This window comes from Nocardioides lentus, from assembly GCF_039529515.1.
GTDB classification, from domain to species: domain Bacteria; phylum Actinomycetota; class Actinomycetes; order Propionibacteriales; family Nocardioidaceae; genus Nocardioides; species Nocardioides lentus.
In genome coordinates, this window is sequence record NZ_BAAAMY010000003.1 from 35378 (window position 1) to 50364 (window position 14987).

Genomic DNA, 14987 nt, shown 5'->3' on the forward strand with positions numbered 1-14987 from the left:
GACCCGCGGTCGCCGATGATGCAACCGTGGTTTCACCTCCGGACGTCACGTGGGTCTGCCTGGTCTACCGGGTCCCGCGCGAGCCGTCGACGCCCCGCATCGCCGTGTGGCGCCGCCTGCGCGCCCTCGGGGTCGCGCAGCTCGGCGACGGGGTGGTCGCGCTGCCGGAGGACCCCCGGACCCGCGAGCACCTCGAGTGGGTGGCCGACCGGGTGCTCGGCGCCGGCGGCACCGCGCTGCTGCTGCAGGCGCGGACGCTGACCCGGCACGACGAGCGGGAGCTGGCCCGGACGATGGCCCGCGCCCGGGCGCAGGAGTACCGCGACCTCGCGCGCGAGGCCGACGTCGCCGCGCGGACCGGTCTGGTCGCGGGCGACGCCACGCGCACGGCGACGCGGCTGCGGCGGGCGCTGCGTGCCGTCCAGCGTCGCGACTACTTCCCCCCACCCGAGCGGGACGAGGCGGTCCGCGCCGTCCGCGAGGCCGTCGACCTGCTGCGGGAGCCCGTGACCCCTGCGGCCGCCCGGAGCACGCCCGGCGCCGGCGGTCCCGCGTGAGGTGGGCGACCCGCGCGGGCATCCACATCGACCGCGCGGCCTGCGCCTGGCTGATCCGCCGCTACGTCGACGACGAGGCGGAGTTCGTGTTCGTCGACGACCGGCACGACGTGCCCGCCGACGCCACGCCGTTCGACATGCGCGGCGTCGAGTACGGCCACCACGGCGACGACTGCACCTTCGAGACCATCCTGCGCCGCCACGACCTCGACGACCCGGTCCTGTGGCGCATCGCGGCGATCGTGCACGAGGCCGACCTCGAGGACGACCGCTACGACGCGCCCGAGGCCGCCGGCCTCGACGTCGTCCTGCGCGGGCTGTCGATGACGCAGGACGACCACACGGTCCTCGCCCTCACCGGATCCGTCTTCGACGGGCTCCGGCACTACTACCGCCGCGGCTTCATCCTCGACAGGAGCGCACCGTCATGAGCCAGGGCACCGCCCCGCGTCCCTCCCACGACGTCGTCCCGCTGCGGGAGGCCACCCGTGCGTGGTTCGCGATCTCGCTGCAGACCTTCGGCGGGCCCGCTGGCCAGATCGCCGTCATGCAGCGGACCCTCGTCGACGAGAAGCGCTGGATCGGCCAGCAGCGGTTCCTGTTCGCCCTGTCCTACTGCACCCTGCTGCCGGGGCCGGAGGCCCAGCAGCTCGCGACGTACGTCGGGTGGCTGCTCAACGGCGTCCGCGGCGCGCTCGTCGCGGGCGTGCTGTTCGTGCTCCCCGGCGTGGTGGCGCTGCTCGCGCTCTCGGGTGTCTACGTCGCCTACGGCGAGACCACCGTCGTCCGCTCGCTGTTCCTCGGCCTCGCCCCCGCGGTGATCGCGATCGTCCTCGAGGCGGTGATCCGCGTCAGCCGCAAGGGCCTGGGCCACCCCGCTCTGGTGGGACTGGCGGTCGCCTCGTTCGTCGCGCTGACCGCCTTCGCGGTCCCGTTCCCCGCGGTGATCGCGGTGGCCGCGGGCGCGGGCTGGCTGCTGGGGCGGCTCATCCCGGACCTGACCCGTCCGGCGAAGGCCGCCGCCGCCGACGGGCCCACCCCGCTGATCAGCGACGACGCGCTGCACAGCGCACGTCCGTCCGCCCGGCGCAGCGCCAGCACCCTGGTGGTCGGGCTGGCCCTGTGGGCGGCTCCCGTCGTCGCCGCGGCGGTCGTGTTCGGCCGCTCCAGCGTGTTCGTCGACCAGGGCCTGTTCTTCTCCGGCGCCGCGGTGATCACCTTCGGCGGCGCCTACGCCGTCCTCGCCTACGTCGCCCAGCAGGCCGTCGAGGTGTACGGCTGGCTGGCTCCCGGGGAGATGGTCCGCGGTCTGGCGCTCGCCGAGACCACCCCCGGTCCGCTCGTGATGGTGGTGCAGTTCGTCGCCTTCGTCGGCGCCTACCGCTCGCCCGGCGACCTCGACCCCTGGGTGGCGGCGGTCGTCGCCGCGCTCGTCACCACCTGGGTGACGTTCGTGCCCAGCTTCCTGTTCATCCTGCTCGGGGCGCCCTACGTCGAGCGCCTGCGCGGCAACCGCACGCTCGCGACGGCCCTGACCGGGATCACCGCCGCCGTCGTCGGCGTCATCGGCAGCCTCGCGGTCTTCTTCGCGGTGCACACCCTGTTCGCGGGCACCGGCCGGCTCACCTCCGGCCCGCTCGACCTGGAGTACCCCGTCCTCGACACGGTGCAGTGGGCCCCGCTGGCGATCACCGTCCTCGCCTGCGCCCTGGTCTTCTGGCGCGGCTGGTCGGTGCTGCGCACCCTCGGCGCCTGCGCGCTCGTGGGCGTCGCCGCGGGGCTGGCCGGCCTCGCGTGAGCGCCCGCGTCCGTCGGACGCACGACGGGCCCCTCACCTGCGATGACAGGTGAGAGGCCCACTGTCGGGCTGACAGGATTTGAACCTGCGACCCCCTGACCCCCAGTCAGGTGCGCTACCAAGCTGCGCCACAGCCCGAGGCACTCGTCTCCGAGCGCGTGGGAACACTATCCCAAGCGGGCGCGAGCCCCGAAGTCGGCCCCGGACCCCGGCGTCCGCCCTGAGCGGAACGCCGCGACCGGACCGGCCGGGACGCCTACGGTCGGGCCATGGGAGACGTCGTCCACCTCCGGGCCCCGCAGGTCGAGCCGCTGTGGCGGGAGGTCGCGGGCCGCGCCCTGCGCCGTGCCCGTCAGGAGCGGGGCCTGAGGCTGCGCGAGGTCGCGGGTCGCTCCGGGGTCTCGATCCAGTACCTCTCCGAGGTCGAGCGCGGGCTCAAGGAGCCCTCCTCCGAGATCCTCGCGGCCGTGGCCGGGGCGCTCGACCTGACGCTGCTCGACCTCACGGTGGCGGTCGGCCGGACGCTCGTCGCCGAGGCCGCCCCCGGCCGGGTCGGCGGCCCGCGGGCGATGACGGGCTGACGCCACCGCCGGCACCGCCGTCCGTGTCGACGGAGGAGCCGGAGGCGCGGGCCGGGCGCTCAGCGCTTGCGCTTCTCCCGCACGCGCTGCTGGAGCACGATCGGCGTGCCGACGAAGCCGAACTCCTCGCGCAGCCGGCGCTCGATGAACCGCTCGTAGCCGGCGTCGAGCTTGCCGGAGGTGAACAGCGCGAAGGTCGGGGGCGACGTGGTGGCCTGGGTGCCGAACAGGATCTTGGGCTGCTTGCCCGAGCGGACCGGGTGCGGGTGCTCGGCGACCAGACGCCCCAGGAAAGTGTTGAGCGCGCCGGTCCCGACGCGCGTCTCCCAGCCCTCGAGCGCCGCGTCGAGGGCGCGCACGACCCGATCGACGTGCCAGCCGGTGCGGGCGGTGATGTTGATCCGCGGCGCCCAGGCGACCTGCACGAACTCCCGCTCCACCTCGCGCTCGAGGAAGTGACGGCGCTCCTCGTCGACGAGGTCCCACTTGTTGAAGGCGATCACGAGCGCGCGGCCGGCCTCGCGGACGGTCTGCACGATGCGCAGGTCCTGCTCGGAGATCGACTGGTCGGCGTCGAGCACGAGGACCGCCACCTCCGCCCGGTCGATCGCGGTCGTCGTGCGCAGGGAGGCGTAGTACTCGTGGCCCGAGGCCTGGTTGACCCGCTTGCGGATGCCGGCGGTGTCGATGAAGCGCCAGGTCCGCCCGTCGAGCTCGACCAGCTCGTCGACCGGGTCGACCGTCGTGCCGGAGGCGTTGTCGACCACGGCGCGCTCGGAGCCGGCGAGCCGGTTGAGCAGCGAGGACTTGCCGACGTTGGGCTTGCCGACGATCGCGACTCGGCGCGGGCCGCGCTCGGAGGCCCAGTCCTCGTCGGGCGGCTCGGGCAGCGCCTCGAGGACGGCGTCGAGCAGGTCGCCGGAGCCGCGGCCGTGGACGGCGCTGACCGGGTGGGGCTCGCCGAGGCCCAGGTTCCACAGGCCCGCGGCCTCCATCTCCTGGCGCTGGTCGTCGACCTTGTTGGCGGCCAGGACGACGGGCTTGCCGGCCCGGCGCAGCACGCGGACGACGGCCTCGTCGGCGTCGGTGATCCCGATGGTGGCGTCGACGACGAAGAGCACGGCGTCGGCGAGCGTCACGGCGATCTCGGCCTGGGCACGGATGGCCTCCGCCAGCCCGCGGGCGTCGGGGTCCCAGCCGCCGGTGTCGACGACGGTGAAGGACTTGCCGTTCCAGTGGGCGTCGTAGGAGATCCGGTCGCGCGTGACGCCCGGGATGTCCTCCACGACCGCCTCGCGGCGGCCGATGATGCGGTTGACCAGCGTCGACTTCCCGACGTTGGGCCGTCCGACGACGGCCAGCACCGGCACGGGGCCGGTGGTCTCGTCAGGGGTCTCGCTCATGGTTCTCCTCGCAGGATCAGACCGGTGTAGGGATCGTCCTCCAGCTCACCGGGAGGCATCGGGCCGGGCAGGTCACGCCCCGTCAGCACGCGCGCCTCGTCGATCAGCGCGAGCATGTGCTCCCTCACCAACAACGACGCGTCGGCCACCTGTTCCCTCGTCCGGGGCCACCGCGTGGCTCCCAGTGTGACGGGCTCGCCGTAGACGAGGTCCACCACGTCCCCCCGACCCGGGATCGAGGCGGCGCCGCCCCCGGGGGCACGGGTGCCGAGCACGACCACCGGGACCACCGGCGCGCCCGTCACCAGGCCCAGGTACGCCGCCCCGCGGTGGAAGCGCTGGAGGTCGCCGCCGCCCCGGCGGCCCTCCGGGAAGATGCCGACCGCTCCCCCGCCGCGCACCACGCGCAGGCAGGTGCGGACCGCGGCCGGGTCGTACTCGAAGCGGTGCAGCGGCACCTGGCCGCACGTGGTCAGGAAGGCCCCCAGCGGACCGACGAACATCTCGGCCTTGGTCAGGGTGTGCACGGGCCGCGGGCTGAAGATCGACAGCAGCGGCCCGTCCATGAACCCGATGTGGTTGCTCGCCAGGACCGCCCCGCCGCGCCTCGGCACGCGCTCGGCGTGGTGGACCCGCACCCCGAACCGGCGACGGATCAGCCAGCGCGAGGCAGGACGGCCGCCGTGGAGCAGCCAGCGGCGCGGGTGCGCCACGTGGTCGCTGCGCGGGACGTCGACCACCACGGCGGGCAGTGCCCGGTCGCTCACCGACCCACCAGGGCCACGAGACGGTCCACGACCTCCTCGAGCGTGTACGGCGTGGTGTCGAGGTGGACGGCGCCGTCGGGCATCGTCAGGGGCGCCGTGGCGCGGCCGGAGTCGATCTCGTCGCGGGCCAGCAGCGACGCGCGGACCGCGGCGACGGCCTCCTCGCCGGCACCGCCCTCCTCCGCCGCCCGCCGTACGGCGCGGGCCCCGGCGTCGGCGGTCAGGTACACCTTCAGGTCGGCGTCGGGCGCGACGACCGAGCCGATGTCGCGGCCCTCCACGACGATCCCACCCGCCGCGGAGGCGGCCGCGATCTCGGCGCGCTGGAGGTCGAGGAGCCGGGCGCGGACCGCGGGCACGGTGCTGACGGGGCTGACCGCGCCGGTCACCGCGCCCGTGCGGATCGCGGCGCCGACGTCGTGGCCGTCGACGTGGATCGTCGGGGCGCCCGGGTCGGTGCCCGAGACCAGCTCGGGCTCCGCGCAGCGGGCGGCCACGGCGTCGGCGTCGTGGACGTCGACCCCGGCCTCGAGCATCCACCAGGTCACGGCCCGGTACATCGCACCGGTGTCGAGGTAGCGCAGCCCGAGGCGCTGGGCGACGGCCCGCGAGGTGCTCGACTTGCCCGACCCCGAGGGTCCGTCGACGGCGATCACGAGGGGCCCACGGGTGCTGCTCACGGGGCAGCACCCTAGCGGTGGACGGTCCAGCCCCTCGACTCGAGCGCGGAGCGCAGCACCTCGGCGTGGCTGTCGCGCACGGCCAGCTCGACCAGGCCGACGGGGCGCCCGGGGTCGTGGTCGATGCGCACGTCCTCGATGTTGACGCCGATCTCGCCGGCGTCGGCGAACAGGCGCGCGAGCTCGCCGGGATGGTCGGGGACGGCGACGTACACCGGCGCCACGGGGGTGGGCGTGCCGCCGTGCTTGCCGGGGATGGCCGCGACCCCGGCGCGGCCGGCCTCGAGCAGCGGCTCGAGGGGGGCGCCGGTCTCGACGGCGGCGAGCAGCCCGTCGAGGTCGGTGCGGACCTCGCGGAGCAGCTCGGTCAGGGCGCCGGCGTTGGCGGCCACGATCTGGCGCCACAGGGCCGGGTCGCCGCCCGCGACGCGGGTCACGTCGCGCACGCCCTGCCCCGACAGCGCCAGCTGCTCCGCGGGGGCCCCGGCCAGGCGCCCGGCGGTCAGGACGGCCATCAGGTGCGGCAGGTGGGAGGTGCGGGCGACGGCCCGGTCGTGCTCGTCGGGGGTCATGCGCACCGTGATCGCCCCGCACGCGGCGGCGAGCGCCTCGACGGTCTCGACGGCCTCGGGCGCGGAGCGGGCGTGCGGGGTGACCGCCCAGGGCCGGCCCTCGAAGAGGGACGCGGTGGCCGCGAGCGGCCCCGAGCGCTCGCTGCCCGCCATCGGGTGGGAGCCGACGTAGCGGCGCCCGTCGGCGACGTCGGGGACCCGGGCGGCGACGTCGACCAGCGGAGCCGACTTCACGCTGCCCACGTCGGTGACGACGGCCTCGGGGTGGGCCCGCAGGTGCGCGGCGACGACCTCGCCGAGCAGCGCCGGAGGGCAGGCGACGACGACGAGGCACGGGTGGGGGTCGCCCTCGCCCGCCGGGCGCCCCGCGCCCAGCCCGGAGGCGGTGCGCACGTGCTCGGGCTGGGGGTCGCTGAGCCGGACGTCGACGCCGGCGCGGCTCAGCGCCAGGCCGACCGAGGTGCCGAGCAGCCCGACGCCCGCCACCAGGACGGTCCCGCGCAGCCCGGCGGGCGCCTCAGGAGGCATCGTCGGGCAGCGCCTGCACCCGGGTCAGGTCGCGGCGCAGCGCCGCCGCTCCGTGCAGGTAGACGTGGGTGATGTCCGCGCGCGGCAGCGTGGTCTCGACGTGCGCCATCATCCGTACGACGCGGGGCATGGAGCGCTCGATCTCGAGCTCGCGGGCGCACATCAGCGGCACGTCGCCGAACCCGAGCTGACGGGCGGCGTACGCCGGGAACTCCGAGGTCAGGTCCGAGGTCGAGGTGAAGATCACGGAGATCACGTCGTCGACCTCGAGGGCGTTGGCGGCCATCACCTTGGTGACCATCTCGGCGACCCGCTCCAGGAGGTGGTCGCGCTCGTCGGCGTCGAGCTGGGTGGCCCCCCGGACGGCCCGCACCCTCACGGCGGGGCTGGGGGTCGCGGCGCTGTCGGACATGCGGCTCAGGCTAGTGCGCCCGGCTCCCCGCTCGGCGGGGACCGGTCGTGCGAGCCGCGCTCAGCCCGCGGCGTCGAGGAGCTGGCCGAGCTCGTCCGCGCTCAGCTCGCGCGACTCGCCCGGCTTGAGGCCGCCGAGGTGCAGCGGACCGAACCGGGTCCGGGCCAGCTGCAGCACCGGGTGGCCGACCTCCTCGAGCAGCCGCCGCACGATGCGGTTGCGACCCTCGTGGATGACCAGCTCGACGATGGAGCGACCGGGCGCGCCCTGCTTGATCTTGGCCCGACGCACCTCCACCGGCCCGTCCTCGAGCTCGACGCCGGCCAGCAGCCGCTTCTTCACGTTCGGGTAGACCTGGCCCTCGACCTCGGCGACGTACGTCTTCTCCACCTCGTACGACGGGTGCGCCATCCTCTGCGCGAAGTCGCCGTCGTTGGTCAGCAGCAGCAGCCCCGAGGTGTCGGTGTCGAGCCGTCCGACGTGGAAGAGGCGCTCGGGGCGGTCGGCGACGAGGTCCGACAGCGTGCGGCGGCCCTGCGGGTCCGACATCGTCGAGACGACGCCGGTGGGCTTGTGCAGGACCAGGTAGACGTGCTCGGAGAGCGGCGGCAGCCGCTTGCCGGAGACGTGGACCGCCGCCGTGCGCGGGTCGACCTTCGTCCCGAGCCGGGTGACGACCTCGCCGTCGACGGTGACCTCGCCGGCGAGCATCAGCTCCTCGCAGCGTCGCCGCGACGCGACCCCGGAGCGCGCCAGCAGCTTCTGCAGGCGCACCAGGCCGTCCTCGTCGGGCTCGATGTCGATGTTGGTGACGGGGCTCGCGCCGGCGTCGGTCGGGGGGTGCTCGGGGTCGGTCACGGGGTCGGTCACGGGGTCTCCTCACCCAGCTGCGGGTCGGCGGCACGCGGCGTCGCCGCCTCGGGGACGGGGCCCGCGCCGAGGTCGTCGCCGAGGTCCTCCATCGCGGGCAGGTACGGCGCGAGCTCGGGCAGGTCGTCGAGCGAGTCGACGCCGATGCGCTCGAGGAAGTAGGTGGTGGTCCGGTAGAGGTGGGCCCCGCTGGTCGGGTCCTGCCCGGCCTCCTGCACCAGGCCGCGGGCCAGCAGCGTGCGCATCACGCCGTCGACGTTGACGCCGCGCACGGCGGAGACCCGGGCCCGCGAGACCGGCTGCGAGTAGGCCACGACCGCGAGCGTCTCGAGCGCGGCCTGCGTCAGCCGCGCCTGCTGGCCCTCGAGCACGAAGGACTCGACGACGTGGGCGAAGTCCTCGCGGGTGTAGTAGCGCCAGCCGCCGGCGACGCCGCGGAGCTCGAACCCGCGGTGCTGCTCGTCGTACTCGGCGGCGAGCGCGGCCAGCGCGCCCTCGACCTCGACCACCGGGTAGCCGACCGCGGTGGCGAGCGTCGTGGCGTCGAGGGGCTGGTCGGCGACCATGAGCAGGGCCTCCAGCGCCGGTCGCAGCTCGGACAGCGGCACCTCGAGCGCCTCGTCGGGCGGGGTCTCGCTCACGCTCCGCCTCCTGCCTCACCCGGGGCCGCCTCGGGCGCACCCTCGAACTCGTCGATCGTCTCCAGCGCGTCGATCTCCTCGACGCCCTCGCCGCCCGTCCACCGCACGCCGAGCTCGGCGAACGAGTCCGCCTGCTCGAAGGCGACCACGCCCTCGCGGTACAGCTCCAGCAGGCTGAGGAACCGGGCGACCGTGGTCATCGTGTCAGGTGCGTCGACGCACAGCGCACGGAAGGTCAGCGTGCCCGAGCGTCGCAGCCGGTCGGCGACGACCGCGGCCTGCTCGCGCACGCTCACCCGCGTGACGTGGATGTGGTCGAGCGCCACCTCCGGCGCCGGTCGGGGCTCCATGGCGCGGGCGGCGAGCCGGGCGAACTCCTCCAGCCCGATCCCGATCAGCACCTCGGGCAGCAGGGTCGCGAACCGCTCCTCGAGCCCCACCGCGCGGGGGTGGCGGCGGGCCTCGTCCTCGAGCCGGGTGGCGAGCACGCCGGCGACCTGCTTGAACGCCCGGTACTGCAGCAGGCGCGCGAACAGCAGGTCGCGCGCCTCGAGCAGCGCCAGGTCCTCGGCGTCCTCGACGTCGCCCGCGGGCAGCAGCCGGGCGGCCTTGAGGTCCAGCAGGGTCGCGGCGACGAGCAGGAACGACGTGGTGCGCTCGAGGTCCCACGCACCGCCACCGTCGGCGGCGGTGCCGACCTTGACGTGGGCGATGAACTCGTCGGTGACGCGCGACAGCGCGACCTCGGTGATGTCGAGCTCGTGCTTGGCGATCAGCGAGAGCAGGAGGTCGAACGGGCCCTCGAAGTTGTCCAGCCGGACGCTGAACTCAGGGGCGACCGGTGCGCCCTCCGCGCCCTCGACCCCCTCCGACGGGCTCACTCCGGGGCGAGCCTGCGCACCAGCTCGGCCTCGTCGCCGTGCTCGTCGAGGTCGGCCAGCGCCATCGCGATCGCGGCGCGCACGAGGCGGCCGCGGTCCACGGCCAGCCCCCGTCGCCGCAGGGCGAGCCGGGCCTCCTCGAGGTCGAGCAGCTCGCCGGCGGTGACGTAGACCGTCATCTTCTCGTCGTGCCGCACGCGCCCGCTGGCGCGCCGGGTGCCGTCGGGCTCGGGGGCCGCGGCGAGACGCCGCTTGTCCTCGGCCGCGCGCGGCGTGTCGTCGGTCGGGCGGAACAGGTCGTCCGCCGCCGGCATGCTCACCCGCCGTGGCACCGGGCCACCACCTCCTTGGCGAGCTGGCGGTAGGCGCCCGCCCCGGCGGAGCTGGAGGCGTAGTTGGTGATCGGCTCCCCCGCGACCGTGGCGTCGGAGAACTTCACGGTGCGCCGGATGACGGTGTGGAAGACGGTGTCGCCCCACGCCTGGACGAGACGCTCCATGACCTCGCGGCCGTGCAGGGTGCGACCGTCGTACATGGTGCCGAGGACGCCGTCCACGACCAGGTCGGGGTTGAGGCGCTCGGTGACCTTGTCGATGGTGGTCTTGAGCAGGGCGACGCCGCGCAGGGCGAAGTACTCGCACTCGAGGGGCACGATCACGCCGTGCGAGGCCGTGAGCGCGTTGACCGTCAGCAGGCCCAGGGAGGGCTGGCAGTCGATGAGGATGAGGTCGTAGTCGGCCAGCGCGGGACGCAGCACCCGCTGCAGCGTCTGCTCGCGGGCGACCTCGTGGACGAGCTGGACCTCCGCCGCGGCCAGGTCGATGTTGGAGGGCAGCAGGTCCATGCCGGGCACGCCGGACGGCACGATCACGTCGTCGAGGGTGACGTCCCGCTCCATGAGCAGGTTGTAGATCGTCATGTCCATCTCGTGGGGGTTGAGCCCCAGCCCGACGGACAGCGAGCCCTGGGGGTCGAAGTCGACCAGCAGCACGCGCCGGCCGAACTCGGCCATGGCCGCGCCCAGGTTGATGGTGGTCGTCGTCTTGCCGACGCCACCCTTCTGGTTGCACATCGACACGATGCGCGCCGGGCCGTGCCCGTCGAGCGCGGGAGGCTCGGGCAGGTGCGGCATCGGGCGGCCGGTCGGACCGATCTCGACCGTCGGGGGGATCGGCAGCGGGTCGGCCGCGTGGAGCTCCTCGCGCGAGGGCCGCTGGGGCCTCTCGAACGGGAGCGGGTCGCTCGGCCCGGGCGCGTGCACGGGCTGGCGCATCGGTGGGCGGGGTGGCATGGCGGGTGCGGGACCGGCGGGCGCGTTCACGTCTCCGACGCTAATTGTCGACTCGGAGACATGGGGGACGCCGCTCGGCGTGTCGCAGCAGTCCCACGACCCACTCGTGTCACAATCCTCAACTCTCCAGTGACACTTGAGACTCCCGACGGCCTGGATGCGCACCTCACTCGGCGCTCGCGTGCACCGCACGACGGCCCAGTCGGCGCTCCCGTGCACCGCACGACGGCCCAGTCGGCGCTCCCGTGCACCGCACGACGGCCCAGTCGGCGCTCCCGTGCACCGCACGACCCCGAGTCGGTAGTTGTGTGCACCGCACGGGCGCATCCGGGCCGACTCGACCCACTGGGCGCGCACACCACTGCCGACTCGGGCCATCGACGGCGCACACCACTGCCGACTCGGGCCCTCGACAGCGCACCGCACTGCCGACTCGCCGCACCCCTGCCGGCCCGGTCGGGCCGGTTCAGAGACGGCGCAGGGCGGTGGTGAGGACGACGGCCTCGCCGACCTCGTCGGAGGCGTCGAGGTCGACGGTCGCCTCCAGCACCCAGTCACGGTGGCCGGCCGGGTCGAGCAGGGACTGGCGGACCCGCCAGGTGCGGCCCTCCGGCTCCACGGTGAACAGGTCGGGGCCCCGCGCGTCGCCGTCGGTGCGGACCTCGTCGTGCTCGTCGTAGTAGTCGCCCAGGGCGGCGTCCCAGTCGGCCTCGCCCATCACGACCTCTGCGCCACCGGCGGGCACCGACTCGGCGGCGGCGACCTCCAGCGCCGTGAGCCCGGCGACGTCGTCGCGGGCCGCGAGCTGGACCCGGCGGAAGACCGCGTTGCGGACCATCACCGTGAAGGGGCGGGTCTGCTCGCTCAGCGGGCGGGGCGGGGGCGGCGGGGCGCCCGGCTCGCCGTCGGCGAGCGGGGCCAGCCCGGTCAGCGCCTCCCACTCGTCCAGCAGCGAGGAGTCGGTCTGGCGGATGGTCTCGCCGAGCCACTCCTCGACGTCGGCGAGCGCCTCGGTGCGGTGCGCGTCCGGCACCACCTGTCGCAGCGTCCGGTAGGTGTCGGACAGGCAGCGCAGCACGAGACCCTCGGAGCGCGCCAGCCCGTAGCGCGCGACGAGGTCCGTGAACCCCATCCCCTGCTCGACCATGTCGCGCACCACCGACGCGGGCTCGAGCGCGTCCTCGGGCAGCCACGGGTGCCCGAGCCGGTAGTCCTCGTAGACAGTCCCGAGCAGGTCCGCCAGCGGCTGGGGCCAGGTGACGTCCTCGAGCAGCACCATGCGCTCCTCGTACTCGATGCCGTCCGCCTTCATCCGCGCGACGGCCTCGCCGCGCGCGGCGTGCTGCTGCGCCATGAGGATCGCCCGCGGGGTCGCGACGATCGCCTCGACCACGCTGAGCACGTCCAGCGCGTGGGTGCGGGCGGCCACGTCGTCGGAGTCCACGTCCGCGGTCGGCAGCACCTCCAGCGCGCGCAGGGCGAAGTGGGACAGCGGCTGGTCCAGCCCGAAGTGCTCCGGGAGGTCGACGGTGAGCACGAACCGCCGGCCGTACGCGTCCGGCTCCGCCAGACGGGTCAGCACGCCGGTGTCGACCAGGCTCCGCACCAGCCGTACGGCGCGGCGCGCGAGGCGGGCACGCTCGCGGGGGCGCTGGTCGTGGTTGTCATAGACCAGCCGCCGGACCACGGCGGTGGTGTCCTCCTCGCGCGCGGCGACGTTGACGAGCACGGCGTTGTCGACCTTCATCCGCGGCACGAGCGCCTCGGGCGTGCCCTCGACGAGCTTGGTGAAGGTGTCCTCGGTCCACACGACCGCGCCGTCCGGCGGCTTCTTGCGCTGCACCTTGCGGCGCTTCTTCGGGTCGTCGCCGGCCTTGGCCAGCATCCGGGCGTTCTCGATGACGTGCTCGGGGGCCTGGACGACGACCCGGCCGCGCACGTCGTAGCCCGCGCGTCCCGCCCGCCCGGCGATCTGCTGGAACTCCCGCACCTTGAGCACCCGCTCGCGGCGCCCGTCGTACTTGGCGAGGGCGGTGAACAGCACGGTGCGGATCGGCACGTTGATGCCGACGCCCAGCGTGTCGGTGCCGCACACGACGACCAGCAGGCCCGCCTGCGCGAGCTGCTCGACGAGGCGGCGGTAGCGCGGCAGCATGCCCGCGTGGTGCACGCCGACGCCGTGGCGCAGGAGCTTGGCCAGCGCCTTGCCGAAGCCGGCGGCGAACCGGAAGCCCGCGAGGCGCTCGGCGATCGCGTCGCGCCGCTCGCGCGAGGCGACCTGCGACTTCAGCAGCGTGGTCGCGTGCTGGACGGCCGCGGCCTGGGTGAAGTGCACGACGTAGACCGGCGCGTCGTCGTCCTCGACGAGCTCGGTGACGGTCTCGGCCAACGGCGTCATGGCCCAGGTGAAGCTCAGCGGGACCGGACGCTCGGCGTCCTTCACGACCGCGCACTCCCGACCCGTGCGACGGGTCAGCGCGTCGGTGATCGGCGTCGTGTCGCCGAGGGTGGCCGACATCAGCAGGAACTGCGCCCCGGTCAGCTCCAGCAGCGGCACCTGCCAGGCCCAGCCCCGGTCGGGCTCGGTGTAGTAGTGGAACTCGTCCATGACGACGCGGCCCACGTCGGCGCCCGCGCCCTCGCGCAGGGCGACGTTGGCCAGCACCTCCGCGGTCGCGCAGACCACGGGGGCATCAGGGTTGACCGAGGCGTCGCCGGTCAGCATCCCGACGTTGTCGGGGCCCAGGAGGCCGACCAGCTCGAAGAACTTCTCGCTGACCAGGGCCTTGACCGGGGCCGTCAGCCAGGCGCGCTCCCCTGCGGCCAGCGCCGCGAAGATGGCCGCGGTCGAGACCAGGGTCTTGCCGGACCCGGTGGGGGTGGCGAGGACGACGTGACGGGCGTCGAAGAGCTCGATCATCGCCTCCTCCTGGTGCGGGTAGGGCTCCAGGTCGCGGGTGCGCACCCACCCGGTGAACGCGTCGTACAGGGCGTCGGCGTCGTCGCCCCGGCCGGCGTCGCGCAGCTCGGCGGCCAGCGCCGCGAGGGGGGTCACGCCCGGGCCCGGGGGTGTGCGGACGCGAAGACCTCGCGCAGGTTGTCCACCGTCACCAGCGTGTAGACCTGCGTCGTGGTCACCGATGCGTGGCCCAGCAGCTCCTGCACGACACGCACGTCGGCGCCGCCGTCGAGCAGGTGGGTGGCGAACGAGTGGCGCAGCGTGTGCGGCGAGATGCCCTGGGCGAGCCCGGCGCGCTCGGCGGCGCGCGACAGCACGGCCCACGCGCTCTGCCGCGAGAGCCGACCGCCCCGCGAGTTCAGGAACAGGGCCGGACCGCCGCCGGCCGCGAGGGCCGGTCGTCCGCGGACGAGGTAGGCGCCACTCGCCTCGAGGGCGTAGCGGCCCACCGGGACCAGCCGCTCCTTGCCGCCCTTGCCGCGCAGCAGCACGGTCGCCTCCTCCGGGTCGGCGCCCGGGTCGAGGTCGTCGACGTCGAGGCCGACCACCTCGGAGATCCGGGCGCCGGTGCCGTAGAGCAGCTCCAGCAGCGCCCGGTCGCGCAGCGTCAGCGGCGTCTCGTCCTCGCCGGGCGACCCGGCGGCGGCGAGCAGCGCCTCCACCTCGCCGAGCGGGAGCGCCTTCGGCAGCCGCTTGGCCGGTGTCGGAGGCCGGACCGCACCGGCGGGGTCGGCGGCGGCCAGGCCGTCGCTGAGCGCGAAGCGGTGGAAGCCGCGGACCGCGACGACCGTGCGTGCGGCCGACGAGGACCCGAGCGGCGGGTGGTCGTCGTCGCCGGTCCGCAGGGCGACGAGGAACTCCGTGACGACCTCCTCGGTCACCTCGTCGAGGTCGGTGACGCCCGCCGCGCCCAGGTGCGCGAGGTAGCGACGCAGGTCGCGCCGGTACGACGTGAGGGTGTTGGCGGCCAGGCCGCGCTCCACGCCCAGGTGGTCCAGGTAGCCCCGGACGGCCTCGGTCGGCTCAGCCCCCACCCGGCACCGGACC

General features: G+C 74.7%; 16 protein-coding genes and 1 tRNA gene. 4 read left to right on the forward strand and 13 right to left on the reverse strand.

Translation table 11 applies throughout. The features are described from left to right. Nucleotides 1-26: 26 nt before the first annotated feature. From ABD158_RS06645 to chrA, 3 genes are read left to right on the forward strand one after another with little or no spacing between them, the layout of a single operon-like run. The gene (locus tag ABD158_RS06645) at nucleotides 27-557 is read left to right on the forward strand and encodes a Chromate resistance protein ChrB (protein WP_344005392.1); all 531 of its coding nucleotides are present in this window, start codon (nucleotides 27-29) and stop codon (nucleotides 555-557) included. Then, a complete protein-coding gene (locus ABD158_RS06650; protein WP_344005394.1) occupies nucleotides 554-988 on the forward strand; it encodes a chromate resistance protein ChrB domain-containing protein in 435 nt (144 codons plus the stop codon). Before ABD158_RS06645 ends, ABD158_RS06650 begins: the two co-directional genes overlap by 4 nt. Then, entirely contained in the window at nucleotides 985-2355 is a 1371-nt protein-coding gene (chrA, locus tag ABD158_RS06655) for a chromate efflux transporter (RefSeq protein ID WP_344005396.1), read from the forward strand. Before ABD158_RS06650 ends, chrA begins: the two co-directional genes overlap by 4 nt. Before the next feature lie 64 nt (nucleotides 2356-2419). Here chrA and ABD158_RS06660 read toward each other — a convergent pair. After that, nucleotides 2420-2493: transfer RNA gene (locus ABD158_RS06660), tRNA-Pro, on the reverse strand. Between the two features lie 131 nt (nucleotides 2494-2624). Between ABD158_RS06660 and ABD158_RS06665 the strand changes: the two genes are divergently transcribed. After that, nucleotides 2625-2936: a helix-turn-helix domain-containing protein gene (locus tag ABD158_RS06665; protein WP_344005398.1), complete on the forward strand. Its 312-nt coding sequence runs from the start codon at nucleotides 2625-2627 to the stop codon at nucleotides 2934-2936. A gap of 59 nt (nucleotides 2937-2995) precedes the next feature. On the opposite strand, the gene der is transcribed toward ABD158_RS06665, so the two are convergent. The 12 genes from der to ABD158_RS06725 form a co-directional block, all read right to left on the reverse strand. Further along, nucleotides 2996-4339 (reverse strand): ribosome biogenesis GTPase Der, encoded by a 1344-nt coding sequence (gene der / locus ABD158_RS06670; protein WP_344005400.1) that lies wholly within the window; start codon nucleotides 4337-4339, stop codon nucleotides 2996-2998. Continuing rightward, nucleotides 4336-5106, reverse strand: coding sequence for a lysophospholipid acyltransferase family protein (locus tag ABD158_RS06675; protein ID WP_344005404.1), 771 nt, complete (start codon nucleotides 5104-5106; stop codon nucleotides 4336-4338). The genes der and ABD158_RS06675 overlap by 4 nt, the downstream gene beginning before the upstream one ends. Next, complete coding sequence (gene cmk / locus ABD158_RS06680; protein WP_344005406.1) at nucleotides 5103-5786, reverse strand: (d)CMP kinase; 684 nt, start codon at nucleotides 5784-5786, stop codon at nucleotides 5103-5105. Before cmk ends, ABD158_RS06675 begins: the two co-directional genes overlap by 4 nt. An 11-nt stretch (nucleotides 5787-5797) precedes the next feature. Further along, nucleotides 5798-6886, reverse strand: a complete 1089-nt coding sequence (locus ABD158_RS06685; protein WP_344005408.1) for a prephenate dehydrogenase — start codon at nucleotides 6884-6886, stop codon at nucleotides 5798-5800. Further along, nucleotides 6876-7298, reverse strand: a complete 423-nt coding sequence (gene aroH, locus ABD158_RS06690; RefSeq protein ID WP_344005409.1) for a chorismate mutase — start codon at nucleotides 7296-7298, stop codon at nucleotides 6876-6878. The genes ABD158_RS06685 and aroH overlap by 11 nt, the downstream gene beginning before the upstream one ends. A gap of 60 nt (nucleotides 7299-7358) precedes the next feature. Next, complete coding sequence (locus ABD158_RS06695) at nucleotides 7359-8102, reverse strand: pseudouridine synthase (RefSeq protein WP_344005443.1); 744 nt, start codon at nucleotides 8100-8102, stop codon at nucleotides 7359-7361. Nucleotides 8103-8164: 62 nt separating this feature from the next. After that, the gene (gene scpB / locus ABD158_RS06700) at nucleotides 8165-8809 is read right to left on the reverse strand and encodes an SMC-Scp complex subunit ScpB (RefSeq protein ID WP_344005411.1); all 645 of its coding nucleotides are present in this window, start codon (nucleotides 8807-8809) and stop codon (nucleotides 8165-8167) included. After that, complete coding sequence (locus ABD158_RS06705) at nucleotides 8806-9690, reverse strand: segregation and condensation protein A (RefSeq protein ID WP_344005413.1); 885 nt, start codon at nucleotides 9688-9690, stop codon at nucleotides 8806-8808. Before ABD158_RS06705 ends, scpB begins: the two co-directional genes overlap by 4 nt. Then, nucleotides 9687-10022 (reverse strand): hypothetical protein, encoded by a 336-nt coding sequence (locus tag ABD158_RS06710; RefSeq protein WP_344005415.1) that lies wholly within the window; start codon nucleotides 10020-10022, stop codon nucleotides 9687-9689. Before ABD158_RS06710 ends, ABD158_RS06705 begins: the two co-directional genes overlap by 4 nt. Beyond that, complete coding sequence (locus tag ABD158_RS06715; protein WP_425573161.1) at nucleotides 10007-10981, reverse strand: ParA family protein; 975 nt, start codon at nucleotides 10979-10981, stop codon at nucleotides 10007-10009. Before ABD158_RS06715 ends, ABD158_RS06710 begins: the two co-directional genes overlap by 16 nt. Nucleotides 10982-11447: 466 nt before the next feature. Next, a complete protein-coding gene (locus tag ABD158_RS06720; protein ID WP_344005417.1) occupies nucleotides 11448-14036 on the reverse strand; it encodes a DEAD/DEAH box helicase in 2589 nt (862 codons plus the stop codon). Further along, on the reverse strand, nucleotides 14033-14974 hold the full coding sequence (locus tag ABD158_RS06725; protein ID WP_344005419.1) for a site-specific tyrosine recombinase XerD: 942 nt from the start codon (nucleotides 14972-14974) through the stop codon (nucleotides 14033-14035). Before ABD158_RS06725 ends, ABD158_RS06720 begins: the two co-directional genes overlap by 4 nt. Nucleotides 14975-14987 lie beyond the last annotated feature (13 nt).

Excerpts from the sequence above, each read along its gene's own strand:
- ABD158_RS06715 (WP_425573161.1), bottom strand. The coding sequence starts at position 10,981 with ATGCCACCCCGCCCACCGATGCGCCAGCCCGTGCACGCGCCCGGGCCG.
- ABD158_RS06685 (WP_344005408.1), bottom strand. The coding sequence starts at position 6,886 with ATGCCTCCTGAGGCGCCCGCCGGGCTGCGCGGGACCGTCCTGGTGGCG.
- chrA (WP_344005396.1), top strand. The coding sequence starts at position 985 with ATGAGCCAGGGCACCGCCCCGCGTCCCTCCCACGACGTCGTCCCGCTG.
- aroH (WP_344005409.1), bottom strand. The coding sequence starts at position 7,298 with ATGTCCGACAGCGCCGCGACCCCCAGCCCCGCCGTGAGGGTGCGGGCC.
- ABD158_RS06665 (WP_344005398.1), top strand. The coding sequence starts at position 2,625 with ATGGGAGACGTCGTCCACCTCCGGGCCCCGCAGGTCGAGCCGCTGTGG.
- der (WP_344005400.1), bottom strand. The coding sequence starts at position 4,339 with ATGAGCGAGACCCCTGACGAGACCACCGGCCCCGTGCCGGTGCTGGCC.